This is a genomic window from Lysinibacillus sp. FW12 (assembly GCF_050817245.1).
GTDB lineage: Bacteria > Bacillota > Bacilli > Bacillales_A > Planococcaceae > Lysinibacillus > Lysinibacillus irui.
The window spans coordinates 3226135-3243239 of sequence record NZ_CP139094.1 but is presented as its reverse complement, the minus strand read 5'-3'; the positions used below and the strand labels follow the sequence as shown (position 1 = coordinate 3243239).

The following is a 17105-nucleotide window of genomic DNA, read 5'->3' as shown; positions in this document are numbered from 1 at the left end:
TGATTTAGCAAAAAGGCGATTCGTTTGTTAAGAAGAATCGCCTTTTTGCTGTCGTAAGGAGAAGTGAGGGAATGCTATATTTAGGGCTATTGCTATTAATAGCTATTGCCTTTCTACTTTATATGTGGAAGGTAGCGCATGAAAACAATGTTTTGCATCACCAGCTAACATTACAGGGTGAGCAGGAGAAGGTACGATTATTTTTTATTTCAGATGTTCATTTGCGTAAAATAAATAAGAAAATGATTGACCGGTTAGAGGGCCATTTTGATGCTGTCATCATTGGTGGGGACTTTGCAGATAGTCGTACACCCATTGCACGAATTCATGAAAATTTACAATTAGTAACTTCTATCGGACCAACCTACTTTGTTTGGGGGAATAATGACAGAGAAGTTGGAGAGGAAAGGCTGAAGGCCATTTTACAAGAGCACCAGGTTCAAATCATCGTTAATGATGCTGTGCTACTTCCCACCAAAAATCGCTTTTGGCTAAGTGCCATTGAAGATACAACGGTGAAGGAATATAGTTTTGAAAAGGCCTTTGCGAAGGTTGGAGAGCAGGATTTGGTTGTTTTTATCGCTCATAATCCAGGTGTTTTTGCCAAAGTTCGTGCAAAGTTCCATGCTGATTTAATGATGGGAGGGCATTTACATGGGGGGCAGATTCGATTTGGTCCCTATGGTGTACATCCAAATGGTTCTTATCGAGAGCGAGATGGTGTCATGACCTTAGTTAGTAATGGCTATGGCACGACATTAGTACCTTTCAGACTAGGTGCTAAGCCGCAATGTCATATTATTGATATTGATATTGCGAGTAAATAACCAACCAAAATCTGTGAGAAGGCGTATAATAAAAAGATATCATCTATTCTATGATGATGTGAAAGTATGGAGCAGCAAATTGTGCTGGTCCAATTCGATTGGAGTGTCAAGAAATGCAGCAAGCAGATGCAATTATTGTTGGAGGAGGCCCTTGTGGCTTAGCAGCAGCAATAGCTTTGCAAAATATTGGATTACAACCTATTGTGATTGAAAAAGGAAATATCGTAAATGCTATTTATCATTATCCAACACATCAAACATTTTTTAGTGCAAGTGAGCGTTTAGCAATTGGTGACGTACCCTTTATTATTGAAGGACGTAAACCAAAACGCAACCAAGCATTGGTCTACTATCGTGAAGTTGTCCGTTTAAAAAATATACAGGTTAATCGCTTTGAAAAAGTACAAAGTGTTGTGAAAAATAAGGATATGTTTACGGTTACTTCCGATAAAGATACGTATGAAACGCCGTATGTTGTCATTGCAACGGGTTACTATGATCACCCAAATTATTTAAATATCCAAGGCGAACAGTTACCGAAAGTATTCCATTATTTTAAAGAGGGTCATGAATTTTTCGATACAGATGTTCTAGTTATTGGTGGTAAAAATTCAGCTGTGGATGCAGCGTTAGAATTGAATAAAGCGGGTGCCCGAGTAACGGTTGCCTATCGAGGAAGTGAATATTCTTCAAGCATCAAACCTTGGGTATTACCTGAATTTGAAGGGGTAGTTAAAACAGGGGAAGTTGCTATGCATTTTAATACGAATGTGTTAGAAATTCGCGAGCATGAGGTTGTTTTAGAAATAGATGGTCAAGAGCAAATAATCAAAAATGATTTTGTTTTTGCCATGACTGGCTATCATCCAGATCACTCATTTATTAAAGCAATGGGAGTAGAAATTGATGAAGAAACAGGGCGTCCTTATGTTACCCCAGAAACGATGGAGACTAATATCGAAGGATTATTTATTGCGGGCGTCATTGCAGCTGGGAATAATGCAAATGAAATTTTTATCGAAAATGGGCGTTTTCACGGAGAATGTATCGCTCAAATTATCGAGCAAAGAAGAAAATAATGAAATGGGCTGTATAGGCAATGTAGCTTATACAGCCTTTTTAGCAAGGAGGGCCTTTTTTGTTTGGGTGGTACTGGCTATTCAGTTATATAATAGGAAACTTTATGACGGCCTATTTCGTTGGAAAGATATATAAGGTTAATTTACAGCAAGAGCGCAGTAAAAACTTAGGTGCTCGAAATGCAGGAAGTGTTATTGGAAAAGCGGCCTTTATTTGGACTTTGCTCGGGGATTCACTGAAAGGTGTGCTAGTAGTCGGATTAGGCCATCTGTGGCATTTGGATGAATGGATCATTATTGGGGGTGCTGCATGGGTTATTGTGGGGCATCTATTTCCTATTTGGTTGAAATTTAATGGGGGAAAAGGTGTGGCTACTTTTATTGGTGTAGGTCTCGCTCTATCTCCGAGCCTATTTTTTTGGATGATTATAGGAACTGCGTTTGTGATGGTTTTTACAAGAAGTTTGACACTTGGCATGGTCGGGGGCTTTATATTCTATGTCGGTGCAATCATTCTTGCAGGGAAACTAGAGCTCTATAGTCTGTTAGTCTTAGCCATTGTATGTATGCTCATCAAGCATAGGTCTAATATTCAGGAGTCGTTGACAAGAGGGAAGTGAAGAGATGTATTGGTGTAAAATTGCACAAACGAATGAGGAATTTGAGGCCATTGCCCAACTGAATTATGAGACTTTTGTAGAAGAAATTCCACAGCATAAACCAAATGCGACAAGAAAAAAAGTTGACCGATTTCATCAACAGAATACGTATGTTGTCGTGTACAAGGAAACAGAACTAATTGGAATGTTGGCATTTAGAGATCAAAGACCATTTTCCATAGATGAAAAAATTGGTAAGGTTGAACAGTTTTTAGAGAAGGAAAATTGTGCTAAGCTATGTGAAATTCGCTTGCTTGCAGTAAAAAGAGGTTATCGGACAGGGCGTGTACTTTTAAAACTTACACAGGCCTTAAACACATTTGCCTACGAAAAAGGCTATACAGCGGCAGTGATTTCAGGTACAACTCGTGAAGAAAAGCTCTACCGACAAATGGGTTTTAGACAGTTTGCGCCAGCGGTAGGGGAAAAGGAAGCATTATTTTTACCGATGGTGCTTACTAGACATGAATTTGAGCAGTCACTACAACATAGACTATCTGCGGACCATTTTACTTTTTATCCAGGGCCTGTAAAGCAATTAGAGCAAATTGGTTATACAGATTTATCACACCGTTCATTACCATTTTATGCACTCTATGAACGTGTACAAAAAAAGTTACTGTATTTATCGAAAGCAAATCATGTTGGCATCATCGTTGGTACAGGGACGTTGGCAAATGAAGTGATGCTTGCGCAACTAAAGGAACAACAAGTTGGAAAAGGACTAATCTTAACAAATGGAGAATTTGGTGAACGTTTAAGAAAGCAAGCTATTCGTTGGTCATTACAATTTGATGTGGTAAGAAAAGACTGGGGGACAGCGTTTGATTTCGATGAAGTGGCGTCGCTGTTAGCAACAGGTTCTTATCAATGGATGCTAGCAGTACATGGCGAGACTTCTACAGGGACTTGTAATGATTTAGAAAGTCTTAGTAAGCTCGCCAAACACTATCAGGTAAAGCTGTGCATAGATAGTATCAGCACGTTCGGGGCCATGCCATTTTCTTTACAAGACTGCTATTTAGCAACTGCCGTGAGTGGTAAAGCTATAGGTGCATTAAGTGGGCTAGCTTTTGTTTTCTCTCAATCACTTGCACCATCATCTGCCACGCTTCCTACTTACCTAGATTTAGCTAATTATCAGCAAGGAGCCATACCATTTACGCTCCCAGCAGTGTTACTTGGCAATGTTGATAGGTCATTGCAAGCCTATCCAGAAAGGTATGAGCAACTACAGCAACGCTTTAAGGCATTGCTGAAGCTACCGATCATGCAGTATCAATATTCAACAGTTCAATATCCAATGTTGGTAACTGTTCAACTGCCGAGCACCTTTTCAAACTTACACATTGATTTAGCATTAAATGGACTATTCGTGCATGGTGATAGCCATTATTTACGTCAAAAGGGATTCCTCCAATTTTCGGTTATTCAACCAGATTTCGATGAAGCCCTCCAACGACTTGGCGAAATATTGAGCTACTATGAAAAGGTCATAAAGACAGAGACGTTGACTTTACAGGAAAAAGTCCTTTAAATTTAACGGAGAGCCTGTAGTATTAAGTCCAATTAATAATTTTAAACGTGCCTTTTGACCATTAATCCCTGTGGCAAAAATTGCGCCCAAATCTTCTAGCATTTTACCGCCGCCAACATAACCATAAACACCCTCTGCAATACCATTGAAGCAGCGGGAAACAAGTATAACAGGAATGTCTCGCTGTATAAGGCTTTCAATGCCCTTTACAACAGATGGTGGGACATTTCCTTGTCCTAAGCCTTCAAGCACAACACCATCATATTTACAAGCAAGCACAACATCAAGTAAATCTTCTTCCATACCGGCATAAACCTTTAACATTGCTACACGCTTTGATAAATTATCAACTTCTACATATTGTCTACGAATAGGTGCATGATGGAATAAGATACGTGATTTTGTAATCAATCCAATCGGTCCATACTGAGGGGATTGAAAAGTATTTACTGAACTTGTGCTTGTTTTTGTTGTATTAACCGCAAGATGAACTTCATCATTCATCACAACCAATACTCCTTTGTCACGAGCTTCATCATCAACAGCTACACGAACTGCCTCCACTAAATTATAAATGCCATCTGCCCCTAGTTCGTTAGATGAACGCATTGCACCTGTTAGCACGATCGGAATGGCTAAATTTGTTGTTAGCTCTAAGAAATAAGCAGTTTCTTCCAAAGTGTCAGTGCCGTGTGTAATGACAACTCCATCGATTTGCTGTGACATAATTTGTTCCATCATGACATGGCGTAATTGCAGCATTTCTTTCGGTGTAATATGAGGAGATGGAAGATTAAAAGCTTCTATTTCAATGATGTCTGCAAGGGATGCCAGTTTATTACTTTCCTTCATGAGTGGATTTTCTATATTTGGCATGACCGCTCCTTCAGCACTCATGGCCATGGAGATTGTGCCGCCTGTATGAATTAATAAAATTGTCTTTTTCATAAAAAATAAAATCTCCTTTTAAAAAGTTTTTTTTTCATTACATGGTATAATAATAGCAGTCTATTGTTGAAAGGAGCCGGCATCATGATCATTTTATTATCTGCTGCCATTGCTCCCGGTCTAGCGCTTTTTAGTTATTTCTATTTGCGCAATCAGATGGCTACGGAGCCAAGAAGAACTTTACTACAAACGTTTTTATACGGTGCATTCTTAACGTTCCCTATCATGTTTTTACAGTATGTATTAACAGAGGAAGGGGTATTTCGATATCTTTATCTTCAAGACGTCCTTTTTTCTAGTGTTATTGAAGAGTTTTTTAAATGGTTTGTTCTATTAATTGCCATTTACAATCATATAGAATTTGATGACCCTTATGATGGTATATTGTATGGTGCCAGCATATCACTTGGTTTTGCGACAATTGAAAATGTCCTTTATTTACTTTCTTTTGGCTTGGACACGGCATTCATGCGAGCCTTATTACCAGTCTCAAGTCACGCATTGTTCGGTGTCGTCATGGGCTATTACTATGGACGTGCTAAGTTTTCGAAGCTTGTAAAGACAAAAGAAATGATTGCAATGGCGCTTTGTGCACCTGTTGTACTTCACATTCTATACAATACAATATTATCATTCAAAGGTCACTGGGTTTATTTAATGATTCCTTTTATGTTGTTTTTATGGTGGTTTGGCTTGCGAAAAGTAAAGCTTGCCCATTACCATCTAGTTCAACATTTGCATATGCAAAAGAAAATTTAAAGCGTAGAAATCGTCAAAGATTTCTACGCTTTATTTCTTTATTAGCATGTATAAATTACTTCTTTTGTTTCAAGCTATAAAAAAAAGGAGTGATAAAAGTGCGTTTAGTCAGCATACTTTTTGCTTTGATATTAGGAATTAGTATAATTGCGATTCCTCAAAATGATGCAATAGCTTTTAGTGACCAGCAAATTACTCGTGGTGCCTACGGAGATGATGTCATTGAATTGCAATCCAGATTACAATACTTAGGTTTTTATAAGAGTAAAATCGATGGCAAATTTGGCTATAACACATACTGGGCTTTACGTAATTTCCAAGAGAAATATGGTTTACCAGTAGACGGGATTGCTGGCGCAAAAACAAAGAAAGCGTTAGCAGGCTACTCTGATTATGATGAAAAATGGGTAAAAGCACAATTAAATGCGGGTAATCAATTTACTTATTATGGTGGCAAGCCACTTGATCAGCAGGTACAAAAAGGTACTGGTGGCGGTAATAGTAGTGGGAGCAGCAATAATAATGGAACTCAAACGCAAGTCCCACCAAAATATACAGAACGTGATTTGCAGTTAATGGCGAATGCTGTATATGGAGAGGCTAGGGGAGAACCGTATGAGGGGCAAGTAGCAGTAGCAGCTGTTATTTTAAATCGTTTAGAAAGCCCCGATTTCCCTAATACAATTTCAGGTATTATATTCCAACCACTAGCTTTTACAGCAGTAGCTGATGGACAAATTTGGTTAGAACCTAATGAACGAGCAAAAGAAGCCGTTATTGATGCAATGAACGGCTGGGATCCATCTGAAAATGCGTTATATTATTTCAATCCAAAAACAGCAACAAGTAAATGGATTTGGTCACGTCCACAAATTAAACAAATAGGAGAGCATATTTTCTGTTCATAGAAAGGAGGAACATCGATGAAAACTTGGCTCGTGGTCTTAACGATTGCTGTTATTGGGTTAGGGGCATACAGCATAGATTTACATGGCGATAAAGAAGATTTACAACGTACCGTACTAGCGCAATATACAGATAAGTTAACAGATGCATCTGAAAAACTATCCCATCTCCAGCGGGCTGTATCACAATCCCTCTTGTTTCAAGACGAGCAGGCGATTCACAGTGAACTAGACTCGGTTTGGCGCTTAAGCTCAGAAGTTCGTTCTTCCATTGCTAATATCCCGATTGGACAAGAACTATCGAATGAATGGATGAATTATTTAGGAAGACTTGGCGATGAAGCAAAAAGAACAGCAAAAACAGGTGATTATGAGGCTTGGCGTGATAAGATGCCGCAGGTCTCCGCAAATTTACAATCCCTTTCTGATGATTGGACAGCTGCAACAGTTGATTTTTATAAGCATGATGGAAAAATGGATGTTTGGCTACAGCAAGTTGATAATAAAAATCCAAACACAAAATTTGATACTGTAAAAGATACGTTAAAGGGTTACGGAGAAAAGGATTTCCCGCTAACACTATCAGAATCTGATTGGCAGAAGAAAATCGAGTTAAAAGCATTGCAGGATGCTGTGATTACCGAAAAAGAAGCGTTAGAAAAAGTCAAATATTTATTCCCTGCCATTAAAGACGCAACATTTACGGTCACTAAAAGTAGTGACACCGCACCGTATCCTTTCTATCACATTCAATTCCATCAAGGGATACGTTTAGGCTATGTAGATTTGACGGAAAAGGGAGGACATTTACTGTCCTATTTAGTAGAACGTCCTGTTGATGAAGCAAAGCTCTCACAAGAGGAAATCCTCAAAAAAGCTCAGGAATATGTGAAGAAACTAGGCATGAAAGATGTGGCTTATGTGGAATCACGAGAAAATCATCAAGCATGGCATGTGACATTTGCCCGTGTACATCCTGGGGACAATGCGTTAATTTATGCGGATGGTGTTCAATTAAAAGTAGCGAAAGATACAGGTGAGCTGTTAGGTGCGAATGCAATGGAGTATATTCAAGAAGAGAATATTAAACCACAAACAGCGAAACCTATTGATTGGAAAACATTCTTCCAAGACGATATTCAAGTACAAGAGGTAAAAAATATTTATACAGATAATGGCCAATTTGAACAGCGACTTTGCTATGAGGTCATTGCATTACGTGACGGAAATACTCAGGAAACATTTAGAATTGTTATTGATGCGGAAAACCACAATGTATTAAAAGTGGAATATCTAACTTAATAATAAGAAAATACTACCAATTTTTATAGCCAAAATAAACTTCTCATGAGATAATTAAACCATATTTTTCGTACGAGGAGATGCTCATGGAAATAAAAATTGGTACACATTTACAACTTGAACCTACGTATACAGAGCAAGTGGAGAAATTCCGCTGTAAAGTTGTAGAGCAACAAGATCATATTCTTTATATTGATTATCCAATAAATATGGCAACGAAGAAAACAGCATTTTTAATAGATGGCTCAGAATTTAGAGCAACCTTTCGTACCGAGGATAAACAATCCTTTGCTTTTAATACAGAAGTAATTGGGCGTAAAGCAGGCAATATACCAATGATTATGTTGCATTGTCCAAAGCCCGAGGAATTTATAAAAATTCAACGACGAGAGTATGTTCGTGTTGAAACGCCAGTGGACGTTGCTATTCAGTTCAACGATTACAAGTATCAACTTGTGACTGTTGATATTAGTGCTGGAGGCTTGGCACTCATCTTGAAGGGAGAAGTAGCTTTCAATGATGGTGATGAGATAAAATTAACGATTGTATTACCTTTTGCGAATGGAGATGTCAAATACGTCATTACGGATGCAACAGTCGTGCGCATTTTTGAAAAAGACGATAAACGCATTGCGACCATTCAGCTAACGGATACAGATGATGTCGATCAACAGCATATTGTACGTTTTTGCTTTGAACGCCAATTAGTCAATCGTCGTAAAGAAGTGAATCCTTTCAATGTTTAATTTCCTTCATAATATTTTTACAAAGCCCTCTCCTAGCAGAGGGCTTTTTTGGGGTTATATGTTACAATATGAGGTGAAGAAAGTAGGGAAGAATAATGAAGAAAAACATTCAAATTGCGATAGACGGGCCTGCAGGTGCTGGTAAAAGTACAATAGCCAAAATAGTTGCTGAAGCACTTGGTTTTACTTATATCGATACAGGTGCCATGTACCGAGCAGTTACGTATAAAGCGATGCAACAAAACATACATTTAGATGATGAAGCAAAATTAGCAGAGATGTTAATGACTAGCACAATTGAATTAAAGCCATCTCCACAGGGCCAGCTTGTTTTTTTAGATGGTCGCAATGTATCGGCTGAAATTCGTTCAAATGAAGTTACTTCCTCTGTTTCTCAAGTAGCTGCCCATGCAAATGTTCGAGAGCTATTAGTTGCTCAACAACAAAAGCTTGCAGCTAATGGCGGTGTTGTCATGGATGGACGTGATATTGCTACACATGTTTTAAAGGATGCAGAGCTAAAGATTTTTATGTCTGCAACAGTAGAAGAACGTGCAAGAAGACGATTAATCGATAATCAAAAAAGAGGGATTGATTCTTCTCTTGAAAAACTTCAGGAAGAAATTGCGCTACGTGATAAAAAAGATAGTGAGCGTGAAGCATCGCCACTTATTCAAGCTGAAGATGCAATATTTTTAGATACAACAGCATTGTCCATTGATGATGCAGCACAAGCTATTTTAAAATTAGCAGAAGAAAAAATGCTATAAATCCTAAAATTTCAGACATTTTTTGAATTTAAAGGATTTATTTTTGTCTTTGTCTTCAATATCGAATAAAATAGTAAGGGAAGATGCGAAGGAGGGTTACATATGTCTGAAGAAATGAACTATGCAGAACAAACGTTTAACGAGGGTGATATCGTCAAAGGTATTGCAGCACAAGTTGATGAAAAGGCAGTATCTGTATCAATTCCAGGTGCACCGTTTGATGGTATTGTACCGATTAGTGAATTATCAAGCTTACACATTGAGAAAGCGTCTGATGTCATCTCTGTTGGGGATGAGTTAGAGTTGATGATTACAAAGGTAGAAGAAGAGAACTTTGTCCTATCAAAACGTAAAGTGGATGCTTTAAAAGCATGGGATACACTAGAGCAACAATTTGCCGCAGAGGAAATTTTCGAAGCGGAAGTAAAAGATATTGTTAAAGGTGGTCTTGTCGTAGATTTAGGTGTACGTGGCTTTGTACCAGCATCACTTGTAGAAGACTACTTTGTCGATAATTTTGAAGGCTATAAAGGAAAAACGTTAAGCTTTAAAATTGTTGAGCTTGATAAAGAAAAAAATCGCCTAATCTTATCTCATCGTGCAGTAGTTGAAGCAGAAAAAGCTTCACAGAAGAAAAATGTCATTAATCAAATTAAAGCTGGCGATGTATTAGACGGTAAAGTACAGCGATTGGCTTCATTTGGTGCATTCATCGACCTTGGTGGTATTGATGGGCTTGTTCATATTTCGCAAGTATCACATGAGCATGTGAGCGATGTGAGTGAGGTTTTAGCTGAAGGACAAGATGTAACAGTGAAAGTTCTTTCGGTGGACCCAGAAAATGAACGCATTTCATTATCCATCAAAGAAACAATTCCGGGACCTTGGTCAAATATCGAAGAACGCGCAGCTAAAGGCACGATTTTAGATGGCCGAGTAAAACGTCTAACTTCATTTGGTGCATTTGTAGAAGTATTCCCTGGTGTTGAAGGCTTAGTGCATATCTCTCAAATCGCCCATAAGCATATCAACACGCCACATGAAGCGTTAAAAGAGGGACAAGAAGTACAAGTAAAAGTACTTGATGTCAATGCAGAAGAAGGACGCTTAGCGCTGAGCATTAAAGAATTACTAGAAAATCCAGAAGCAGAAGAAGTGATTGACTACGAATTACCAGAAGAAAACACAGGCTTCTCATTTGGTGATGTAATTGGCGATCAATTAAAAAACTTTAAATAAAGTGCGGGGCGAGGATGCAAACATGCATCCTCGCTTTTTTGTTGGGGTGGAGGATAGAGCTTCTTAAATGATGGATAGAATTCATAAAGTAGTGGAAATAACTTAAAGTAGCGGATAGAATCTTCAAAGTGGAGGATAGAACTAATAAAGTGAAGGATAGAACTTAAAGTAGTAGATAGAACCTTCAAAATGGAGGATAGAACCCAAAAAGTAGTGGATACAATCCATAAAGTGAAGGATAAAACTTAAAGTAGCAGATAGAACTTCAAAGTGGCGGATAGAACTTGAAAAGTAGTGGATAGAGCCCTCAAAGTGGCGGATAGAACTAATAAAGTGAAGGATAGAACTTAAAGTAGTAGATAGAACCTTCAAAATGGAGGATAGAACCCAAAAAGTAGTGGATACAATCCATAAAGTGAAGGATAAAACTTAAAGTAGTGGATAGAACCTTCAAAGTGTTGGATAGAACTTGAAAAGTAGTGGATAGAGTCCTCAAAGTGGCGGATAGAACTAATAAAGTGAAGGATAGAACTTAAAGTAGTAGATAGAACCTTCAAAATGGAGGATAGAACCCAAAAAGTAGTGGATACAATCCATAAAGTAGTGGAAATAACTTAAAGTATCGGATAGAACCTTCAAAGTGGCGGATAGAACTTAAAAAGTAGTGGATACAACTTTCAAAGTGAAGGATAGGATTTATACAAGTGGATAGAGCTGCTAAAGTGGCGGATAGAACCCCTAAAGTGTTGGATAAAGCCCCAAAATTGAAGGATAGAATCCATAAAGTTCAGGATTTGAATCAAAATACCTATATCCCCATTAAAGTACTGCTTAGACTCTTAAAAATAAATCCCGAGAGTGATGATTGCCATACATAGCGTTCTACTTTATGGATATGATATGATATAATGGCATTTTTCGTGTATAATAGCGAAAGACAAGAAGTTGGAAGGATGAAGTACAGATGACGAAACCAGTAGTAGCCATCGTAGGTCGTCCGAACGTAGGTAAGTCGACGATTTTTAACCGTATCGTTGGAGAGCGTGTTTCTATTGTGGAGGATATCCCAGGCGTAACACGTGACCGTATTTATAGTTCGGCAGAGTGGTTAACACACGATTTTAATATTATTGATACAGGTGGCATTGAAATAGGGGACGAGCCGTTTTTAGAACAAATTCGTCAACAAGCTGAAATTGCCATTGATGAAGCGGATGTTATTATTTTCATGACAAATGGTCGTGAGGGAGTAACGGCAGCAGATGAGCAAGTTGCTAAAATTTTATACAAAACAAAAAAACCAGTCGTATTAGCGGTCAATAAAATTGATAATCCCGATATGCGTGAAATGATTTATGACTTTTATGCACTTGGCTTTGGGGAGCCTTGGCCAATTTCAGGGTCACACGGCTTAGGCTTAGGGGATTTATTGGACGAATGTGCGAAACATTTCCCGAAAGAGGATGAAGAGCAATATGGCGATGATGTGATTAAATTCTCTTTAATTGGTCGTCCGAATGTTGGGAAATCCTCTTTAGTCAATGCATTCTTAGGGCAAGAACGTGTTATTGTAAGTAATATTGCTGGGACAACACGTGATGCGATCGATACGCCTTATGAATATGAAGGTCAGGAATATGTCATTATTGATACAGCTGGTATGCGTAAAAAAGGGAAGATCTATGAAACAACTGAGAAATACTCTGTTTTACGTGCTCTACGCGCCATTGAACGCTCAGATGTTGTTTTAGTGGTACTGAATGCAGAAGAAGGCATTCAGGAGCAAGATAAGAAAATTGCTGGCTATGCGCACGAGGCTGGAAAAGCTGTTGTGATCGTCGTGAATAAATGGGATGCGATTGAAAAAGACGAGAAAACGATGAATGTCTTTACACAGCAAATTCGTGAGCATTTCCTATTCTTAGACTACGCACCTATTATTTTCGTATCAGCCAATACGAAACAGCGTGTACATCAAATTTTACCGATTATTCAACGTGTAAGTGAGAATCATGCGATGCGTATCCAGTCATCTATTTTAAACGAAGTAATTGAGGATTCAGTGGCGCGTAATCCTGCGCCAACTGATAAAGGTCGTCGTTTACGTATTTACTATGCTACTCAGGTTGCGATTAAGCCGCCAACATTTGTTGTATTTGTGAATGAACCAGAGCTTATGCACTTCTCATATGAACGTTTCTTAGAAAACAGAATTCGCGAAACATTTGATTTTGAAGGGACACCAATACGTTTAATTACACGTGCTCGTGCTTAAATGAAATAGCGGTACACTATAATACGCCAACCTGACAGAATTGTTGGGTGGCGTCTTTTTACAAAAAAGAGCGTATGATAGACAACCCAGTAAAGGGAGGATTTTTAATGGAAAAAGTTTGTGTGTTAGGGGCAGGCTCATGGGGTACTGCACTTGCAATGGTACTAGCGGAAAATGGACATGATACGCTTGTATGGACACATAGAGCTGAACAGGCAGAGGAAATCAATAACCTGCATACGAATAAAAAATATTTACCTGAAACCGTTCTGCCAGCAAATTTACATGCGACAAGTGATATTGCAAAGGCGGCTATGCATGCAGAGACTATTGTTGTGGCTGTCCCAACAAAAGCTATTCGAGAAGTTTGCGAGAAATTGACGGTTGAATTAACTAGGAAAGTGTTGTTCGTCCATGTCTCTAAAGGGATTGAGCCGGATTCTTTAAAACGGATTTCTGAAATTTTAGCTGAGAGTTTGCCAGCTGAGTATGTGGAAGAGATTGTCGTTCTTTCAGGCCCAAGTCATGCGGAGGAAGTGGTATTACACCACCCTACAACGGTAACTGCTGCATGTGCCAATATAGATGCAGCAGAAAAGGTACAGGATTTATTTATGAATCAATTTTTCCGTGTCTACACAAATGAGGATGTCATTGGAGTAGAGATTGGAGGAGCATTGAAAAACGTTATCGCTTTAGCAGCTGGTATTACAGATGGCTTAAATTATGGAGATAATGCAAAGGCTGCACTCATTACACGAGGTCTTGCAGAGATTTCACGTTTAGGTGTAAAAATGGGTGGTAATCCATTTACGTTCTCGGGGCTAACTGGTATGGGCGACTTAATAGTAACTTGTACAAGTGTTCACTCTCGAAATTGGCGTGCAGGGAATCTGCTAGGGCAAGGGATGAAGCTACCGGAAGTTCTGGATCAAATGGGTATGGTTGTAGAGGGTGTACGTACCACAAAGGCAGCCTATCAATTAGCAGAAAAGTATGGTGTAGCCATGCCGATTTCCACAGAGCTTTATAGTGTGCTATTTAATGATGTTGAACCAAAAGTGGCGGTTGATGCATTAATGATGCGTATGAAAAAACGAGAAATAGATGATATGAAACATTAATGACAATTTTTTGATTAACTTTGTCATAAAATGGACATAAATGAGGTGTCTCAACGAAACTGTTGTGACGCCTTATTGTGTGCTATTAATTGAATAGTGTAAGCAGCATAAAAGAGTTGTCCATTTCTTGATCGTTATGGGACAACTATTTCTTTTTAGCAGAGGCACATAGTATAATATACTTTGATTGTGTCTTGACATTGAAAGAAAGGTGGTTATTTGAAATGGGCCCGTTAGCTCATATGCCTGCACTAGATGTAATGTGGGTATCATTTTATTGCATCGCATTTATGATTATATCAGTCGGTTTAATTTATTTAGCTCGAAATAAAATTTCAAATGTATTTTTACGAACAATCGTAAATTTATGTGCATACATACTGTTTGGACTTGGCACATTTTTAATGGTACTAGTAGTTGCCACATGGCCAGCATAAAAATTTAATGAGGTGTCAGTAACATGAAAAAACTAAGTTCTTTTCTGTTGGTATTTGCAACCGCCATACTATTAGTTGGATGTGCGTACCCAGAAGACGAAAAAAGAGCAAAGGTCACGCCTGATGTCGACCAACTAGCTGCAGTTCAACGTGCTGTGAACGAATATCGTGAAGCAACTGGTGGGCTAGTACCGATTAAAAATAGTGAATTAGATACAGACATTTATATCAAATACTTGATCGATTTTCAAAAGCTTATGCCGAAGTATTTGACGACGATTCCTGGAAATGCCTATGAAAAAGGCGGGATATATCAATATATTATTTGGGATCCTGAACATGAAGCGACCGTCAAATTAGTAGATTTAAATGCGGCAGAGCGTATTCGTGAAATAGGTATTCGCAAATTATCTACACAATATTTACCGATAAAAGGTTCTTCATCTGACAATGTTTATCAAATTAATTATAAAGATTTAGGCTATAAAACAGATGTGACGGTGAAAAGTCCTTATTCTGGCGTCGAACTACCACTTTTTATGACGGGTGACGGTGAATTGCACGTAGATTATTCTGTGGATTTAGGGCAGCTTTTAAAAGAGGACAAGCCTGATGTGAAGCCTGGTGATGATATTCGCCAGCTACTAGTGGACAAATATCCCGTAGTGCCTGCTTATTCTATTCCTTATACTGTCGATAACAATGGGGAACCAGTTTATGATATGGAAACCTATAATGCAGATGTTCAAAAGGCCAAAGAGAGACAAAAACAAGAGGCAGAAGCTGCTGAAAAAAAAGAACAATAAGAAACAGGCTCCTTACATTTGTGAGGGGCTTTTTCATATTTGTCTACAAGCTTGCATATAGTGAAAAAGCGTAGATAAAGGAGGCAGAAACCTTGAGTGAAGCAGTATTTAGAGAAATTGCAGAGCGCACAAATGGCGATGTTTATATTGGTGTTGTCGGTCCAGTACGTGTAGGTAAATCAACATTTGTAAAAAAGGTAATGGAATCAGTCGTGTTACCAAACATTCTGGATGAGACGGAAAGAATGCGAGCACAAGATGAGTTGCCACAAAGTTCACCGGGGCCAGTCATTATGACTGCTGAGCCGAAGTTTGTGCCTGCCCAAGCAACACGTATTGTGGTCGGTGATGATGAGATGCCATTCCAAATCCGTTTGGCAGATTGCGTTGGTTATATTATCGAAGGAACGAAAGGCTATGAGGATGAAAATGGACCAAAATATGTTCATACTCCTTGGCATACAGAGCCGATTCCATTCCAGGAAGCAGCTAAAATTGGCACAGATAAGGTAATTCGTGATCATGCAAATATCGGTATTGTCGTAACCACTGATGGTACTGTGAACGGGATTAGCCGCCGTGCCGCAGAGAAGGCAGAGGAAGAAATTGTTGAGCAATTAAAAGAAATCGGCAAGCCTTTTGTGATTTTACTCAATTGCCAAATGCCAGCGAGAGAAGAAACGGTTCAGCTTCGCAATGAATTGTTTGAACGTTATAATGTACCTGTTATTGCTATGTCTATTGATCAAATGAGAGAAACAGATATTCAATATATTTTACAAGAAGCTTTATTTGAATTTCCGATTCGTACAATTGAGGTAGAAAAGCCAGATTGGCTGGATGTATTAGATGCCACGCATCCGTTGAATGTTGCGTTGATTGATTCAATGGAGGAAGTACTTTCGTCTGTGATGAAAATTAGAGACGTACAACAGGCATCAGATGCTTTTAAAGCGATTGATTTTATTGATCAAAGTGAAGTAGTTCATGTTGATGCAGGTGTTGGAACGGCTGTGATTCGTGTATCCTTACAGGGTGAATTATACAAATCGGTGTGTAATGAATGGCTAGAAGAACCGATTGAAACCAAAAAAGATTGGCTGCTCTTTATTAAAGAGGCTGCGGAGGCAAAAGAAGCACAAAAACGCTTTAAGAGTGCAATCCATGATGCGGATACGACAGGCTACGGCGTGACATTACCAATGATGCAGGAATTTGAGCCGACAGCACCAGAGCTCATTAAGCAAAATAATTTCTTTGGCGTTCGAATGAAGGCAAAAGCACCATCTTACCATATTATTCGAGTAGATATGGAATCAGAATTCGCACCGTTGATCGGCTCAGAGTTCCACAGTCAGCAACTACTTAAAGACTTAAATCATGCTTATTTACATGATCGTGAGGCATTATGGAATACGCAACTATTTGGAACTCCGTTACATGAAGTATTAAAAGAGGGTATACGCTATAAAATGGATGCTGTACCACCTACTGCCAAAAAACGGATGCGACAAACAATTGAACGAATGGTTAACGAAGGTGATAGAGGTTTAGTAACATTTATTTTATAGTAATAAAATTGAAAAAATGTGTGAAAAATAGGTGTAGGGCTTTTCGTTTTTAAGCGAAAAGTCCTTTTATTTTTGTTTTTTGGGTGAAAATCTAATTTTTTGGTTATAATCATGTATGAAT

16 protein-coding genes are annotated in these 17105 nt (G+C 38.6%); 15 read left to right on the top strand and 1 reads right to left on the bottom strand.

Annotated elements, in window-relative coordinates; translation table 11 throughout:
- The first annotated feature begins 71 nt into the window (after positions 1-71).
- The 4 genes from SJW71_RS16870 to SJW71_RS16855 all read left to right on the top strand — a co-directional run bounded on the left by SJW71_RS16870 (position 72) and on the right by SJW71_RS16855 (position 4102).
- A complete protein-coding gene (locus tag SJW71_RS16870) occupies positions 72-827 on the top strand; it encodes a metallophosphoesterase (protein WP_341385837.1) in 756 nt (251 codons plus the stop codon).
- A 113-nt stretch (positions 828-940) separates the two neighbouring features.
- Positions 941-1906, top strand: coding sequence for a YpdA family putative bacillithiol disulfide reductase (locus tag SJW71_RS16865; protein WP_431811232.1), 966 nt, complete (start codon positions 941-943; stop codon positions 1904-1906).
- Positions 1907-1965: 59 nt separating this feature from the next.
- Positions 1966-2526, top strand: a complete 561-nt coding sequence (locus tag SJW71_RS16860; protein WP_274796333.1) for a glycerol-3-phosphate acyltransferase — start codon at positions 1966-1968, stop codon at positions 2524-2526.
- 4 nt (positions 2527-2530) lie between these two features.
- A complete protein-coding gene (locus SJW71_RS16855) occupies positions 2531-4102 on the top strand; it encodes an aminotransferase class V-fold PLP-dependent enzyme (protein ID WP_312505664.1) in 1572 nt (523 codons plus the stop codon).
- Here SJW71_RS16855 and SJW71_RS16850 read toward each other — a convergent pair.
- Entirely contained in the window at positions 4082-5050 is a 969-nt protein-coding gene (locus SJW71_RS16850) for an asparaginase (protein WP_274796335.1), read from the bottom strand. The genes SJW71_RS16855 and SJW71_RS16850 overlap by 21 nt on opposite strands.
- 84 nt (positions 5051-5134) lie before the next feature.
- Between SJW71_RS16850 and prsW the strand changes: the two genes are divergently transcribed.
- The 11 genes from prsW to spoIVA all read left to right on the top strand — a co-directional run bounded on the left by prsW (position 5135) and on the right by spoIVA (position 16984).
- Positions 5135-5809, top strand: a complete 675-nt coding sequence (gene prsW / locus SJW71_RS16845; RefSeq protein ID WP_004232588.1) for a glutamic-type intramembrane protease PrsW — start codon at positions 5135-5137, stop codon at positions 5807-5809.
- A gap of 98 nt (positions 5810-5907) precedes the next feature.
- Entirely contained in the window at positions 5908-6717 is an 810-nt protein-coding gene (gene sleB, locus SJW71_RS16840; RefSeq protein ID WP_274796336.1) for a spore cortex-lytic enzyme, read from the top strand.
- Between the two features lie 15 nt (positions 6718-6732).
- The gene (locus SJW71_RS16835; protein ID WP_274796337.1) at positions 6733-8016 is read left to right on the top strand and encodes a PepSY1/2 domain-containing protein; all 1284 of its coding nucleotides are present in this window, start codon (positions 6733-6735) and stop codon (positions 8014-8016) included.
- Between the two features lie 86 nt (positions 8017-8102).
- Entirely contained in the window at positions 8103-8762 is a 660-nt protein-coding gene (locus tag SJW71_RS16830) for a flagellar brake protein (RefSeq protein ID WP_274796338.1), read from the top strand.
- Positions 8763-8857: 95 nt separating this feature from the next.
- Positions 8858-9532 carry a (d)CMP kinase gene (gene cmk, locus SJW71_RS16825; protein ID WP_274796339.1) on the top strand — a complete coding sequence of 225 codons (675 nt, stop codon included), beginning with the start codon at positions 8858-8860 and terminating at the stop codon, positions 9530-9532.
- A gap of 102 nt (positions 9533-9634) precedes the next feature.
- Positions 9635-10771 (top strand): 30S ribosomal protein S1, encoded by a 1137-nt coding sequence (gene rpsA, locus SJW71_RS16820; RefSeq protein WP_274796340.1) that lies wholly within the window; start codon positions 9635-9637, stop codon positions 10769-10771.
- A 964-nt stretch (positions 10772-11735) separates the two neighbouring features.
- A complete protein-coding gene (der, locus tag SJW71_RS16815; RefSeq protein ID WP_274796341.1) occupies positions 11736-13046 on the top strand; it encodes a ribosome biogenesis GTPase Der in 1311 nt (436 codons plus the stop codon).
- Between the two features lie 107 nt (positions 13047-13153).
- Entirely contained in the window at positions 13154-14170 is a 1017-nt protein-coding gene (locus SJW71_RS16810; protein ID WP_274796342.1) for an NAD(P)H-dependent glycerol-3-phosphate dehydrogenase, read from the top strand.
- A gap of 224 nt (positions 14171-14394) precedes the next feature.
- On the top strand, positions 14395-14607 hold the full coding sequence (locus SJW71_RS16805) for a DUF2768 domain-containing protein (protein ID WP_155590613.1): 213 nt from the start codon (positions 14395-14397) through the stop codon (positions 14605-14607).
- 23 nt (positions 14608-14630) lie between these two features.
- On the top strand, positions 14631-15413 hold the full coding sequence (locus tag SJW71_RS16800) for a hypothetical protein (protein WP_274796343.1): 783 nt from the start codon (positions 14631-14633) through the stop codon (positions 15411-15413).
- A 92-nt stretch (positions 15414-15505) separates the two neighbouring features.
- Positions 15506-16984, top strand: a complete 1479-nt coding sequence (gene spoIVA, locus SJW71_RS16795; RefSeq protein WP_274796344.1) for a stage IV sporulation protein A — start codon at positions 15506-15508, stop codon at positions 16982-16984.
- The last annotated feature ends 121 nt before the right edge of the window (positions 16985-17105 follow it).